Annotated in this window: 1 protein-coding gene; it reads right to left on the bottom strand. The window is 72.3% G+C overall.

Annotated elements, in window-relative coordinates:
- Positions 1 to 43: 43 nt before the first annotated feature.
- Positions 44 to 1840, bottom strand: a 1797-nt coding sequence (locus ACFWY6_RS45320) for a polyketide synthase dehydratase domain-containing protein (protein WP_384703752.1), incomplete at its 5' end; no start/stop codon positions are given.

Below are 1840 nucleotides of genomic sequence, written 5' to 3' on the forward strand. Positions count from 1 at the left end.
TGGTGGGATCTTTTTTTTGTCTCATTCACCCGTGTAGCACCCCCTAGTCCTGTACACGGGCTACGAGGTCGTTGACGCCCTCGTCGACGTCGACGAGGAAGACCCGCCCCGGGTTCTCCGCACGGGCGGCCCGTGCCAGACCCCACACCGGGGCGTGCGTCAGGTTGACGGCGCGGCCCGGCTCCTCGGCGCCGGTCGACACGGCCCGGCGGGTCAGCACGACAAGCCGCTCCGATGCGGGCCGCTCCGCCGCGAGCCACTCCTGCATCTCGCGCAGCGTCGCGTGCAGCGCCACCCGGGCCCTGGTCGCCTCGTCACCGGCGTCCGGCCCGGCGTCGGCGGCCTTCAGGAGCGTCACTTCCGGAGCGCTCGCCCCGGCGTCCGCGTCACCCTCGTACACGGACCACTCGACGGAGAGCAGCACATCCGTGCTGCTGTCCGGGGTAACGAGATCCCCGGCCGTCACCGGGCGCACAAGGAGCGAGTCGATCCGGGCGACCGGCGTGCCGGACGCGTCGGCCGCCTCCACCGTGAAGGTGTCAGAACCGGTGGGGGCGATGCGCACCCGCACCTCGCTCGCGCCGCGGCCGTGCAGGGTGACGGCGCCGAAGGAGAAGGGCAGCGGCGTACGCCCGTCGAGACCGTCCACCGCGGCGGCCTGGAGCGCCGCGTCGAGCAGGGCGGGGTGCAGCCCGAACCGCTGGGCCTCCTCCGCCTGCCGGCCGGGCAGGGTGACCCGCGCGAGGATCTCGTCGCCGAGCCGCCATACGTCGGACAGGCCCTGGAACGCCGGACCGTACTCCAGACCGGCGGCGGCCAGCGTGTCGTAGTGGGCGTCGACGTCCAGGCGCTCCGCGTCGGTGGGCGGCCACGCGGTGCCGTACAGGGACCCGGTGATCTCCGGCCGCACCGCCCCCTCGTCGGAGAGGACGGCACTGGCGTGGTGCGTCCATTCCGCCGTGCCGTCGGCCCGGTGGGACCGGGAGTAGATGTCGAGCGGGCAGCCGTTGCCGTCGGCGGCGCCGACCTGCACCTGGAGGTCGACCTCACCGTGTTCGGGCAGGGACAGCGGGGCGTGCAGCGTCAGGTCCCGCAGGGACGGGCAGCCGGCTTCGTCGCCCGCGCGAAGTGCCAGCTCCACAAAGGCGGTTCCGGGAAGCAGCACCGTGCCGAAGACGCCATGGTCCGCCAGCCAGGGGTGCGTGGCCCGGGATATCCGCCCGGTGAGCACGATGTCGTCACTGCCCGCGAGACGTACGGCGGCGCCGAGCAGCGGGTGCCGCACGGCGGCCAGACCGGCGGACCCCACGTCGGCGGTCGTGGCGGCGGGCTGCCAGTACCGGCGGCGCTGGAAGGCGTACGTGGGCAATTCGACCGGACGCCCGCCCGCCACCCATGGCGACCAGTCCACGTCCACACCGGCGACGAACAGCTCGGCCAGGTTCTGCAACAGCCGTGCCTCTTCGCCCTCTTCACGACGGAGGGTGCCGACGGCGGTCACTCCGGCGGTGCGGCCGTGGTCGGCGTTCTGGCTCACGGCGCCGAGCAGGACGGGGTGGGGGCTGGCCTCGACGAAGACGCGGTGTCCGGCCTCCAGGAGCGAGTCCAGCGCCGCGTCGAAGCGGACGGCCTGACGGAGGTTGGTGAACCAGTACTCCGCATCCATCGACGCCGTATCGATCAGCTCACCCGACACCGTTGAAAACAGCGGGACTTGACCCGCACGCGGCTCGATCCCATCGAGTACGTCCAGCAGCTCGGCCTTCAAGTCCTCGACCTGCGGCGAGTGCGAGGCGTAATCCACCGCGATACGACGCGCCTGAATCCCGTCGGCCTCACA

Origin of the sequence: Streptomyces sp. NPDC059037 (genome assembly GCF_042740015.1) — a bacterium.
GTDB lineage: Bacteria > Actinomycetota > Actinomycetes > Streptomycetales > Streptomycetaceae > Streptomyces.